This is a genomic window from Trichlorobacter sp., assembly GCF_030247655.1.
Lineage (GTDB): Bacteria > Desulfobacterota > Desulfuromonadia > Geobacterales > Pseudopelobacteraceae > Trichlorobacter.
In genome coordinates, this window is sequence record NZ_JAOTRZ010000369.1 from 1 (window position 1) to 1514 (window position 1514).

The window sequence follows — 1514 nt, forward strand, 5'->3', positions numbered from 1 at the left end:
ATTCATGGATTTCTTCACCATCCACCCGGTAATAGTCCATCACCCCCACCTGAATCGGCTGATCATCAGGACGGCCCCAGGCATCACGGCCGGCCACTACCGAGCGGACAAAGCGCACCGGCTTGAACCAGGGATGGCCAGTAAATCTGATGCCGCACTGTTCGGCAATCTCCCGCTCAAACAGCTGGACTTGCGGACACTGAACCGCAATGGAGGGGAATTCTGTACCACTGCAGACCGTCTGCATAATCCCCAAGACACCGTCAGAAGGGGATGCCAGCAGACAGTACAGAACCGTAGTCTCGCCAACCGGGAAGCCGCAGTAGCTGCCGACCCGCCAGCCACGTTCAGTCTTATCAAGGATAGTCTGCAGAAAGCGTTCTTGATCACAACAGGGGATATCACTGCAGGCAAGTGCCCGGCCATTATAGATCAGGCGCAGGGTATCGTTCATGACCGCACCTCCAGCATGGCAGCCCCATCCTTCAGCAGTTGCAGCAGCGCCTCAGGCGGCCAGACCCCCAGCCAGACAATCACCAGCAGCATCACCAGCGGCGGTCCCACGGTCAGCAGCCGGTCACGGTAATCAGTCACCTCCAGATCAGCACGGGGCGTACCCATCACCATCGGCAGTACCGTCAAGGCCATGCCGATAAAGATCACCGCAAGAAACAGCAGAAACAGCCCCCCCACCAGATACTGACGTTCAACAAAGATACTGCTGATAATGGAGTACTCGCTGATAAAGGGAGAGAACGGCGGTGAACCGGTAATGGCGATGAAACCGGCCAGAAAGAGCCCCCCTGACCAGGGCAGCCGGGTCAAGGCGCCTTGTACAACCTCAGTGGTTTTACCACCATAGGAGCGATGGATATTGCCGGAGGAGAGAAACAACACCCCCTTGGTCAGACCGTTATTGATCAGGTGAAACAACACCCCGAACAGCGCACCTTTGCCAATCCCCAGACCGACTGCCAGAATACCGACATGCTCAACACTGGAATAGGCCAGCATCCGCTTAAAATCATGCTGACGGGCCATGAAGACCGCTGCCACCGCCATGGAAAGCAAGCCCAACACCACCAGCACCTGTTGAAAAAACAGCACCTCGACAACCGAGGCCAGACAGACCTGATAGACCCGCAGGATAGCAAGAAAGGCACAGTTGACCAGCCCGCCAGCCAGTAGCGCCCCCACCAGACCGGGGGCTTCGCCGTAGGCATCAGGCTTCCAGGTGTGCAGCGGTGCCAGCCCCAGCTTGGAACCGTACCCCACCAGCAGAAAGATGAAGGCGGCATGCAGCCAGCCACGATTCAGCAGTTTGGCATCCTCCAGCAGATCCGACAGCAGCAGGGTGGCATCCTGATGGGCAACGTGGGTGGCATAGGCCAGAAACAACAGCCCAAGCAGGGCCAGAGCGATCCCCACGGAACAGATCATCAGATATTTCCAGGTGGCCTCAATGGAGCGGGCATTACGATTAAAATAGATCAGCGGAGCCATGGAGACCGTCG

The 1514-nt window shown here is 57.5% G+C and carries 2 protein-coding genes; both read right to left on the reverse strand.

Going from position 1 to position 1514, the window contains the following annotated elements:
* A partial coding sequence (locus OEL57_RS16795) for an NADH-quinone oxidoreductase subunit C (protein WP_300742096.1) occupies nucleotides 1–454 on the reverse strand: 454 nt, incomplete at its 3' end.
* Nucleotides 451–1514: proton-conducting transporter membrane subunit (locus tag OEL57_RS16800; protein ID WP_300742098.1), on the reverse strand; the 1064-nt coding region annotated here is incomplete at its 5' end. The genes OEL57_RS16800 and OEL57_RS16795, both read right to left, overlap by 4 nt.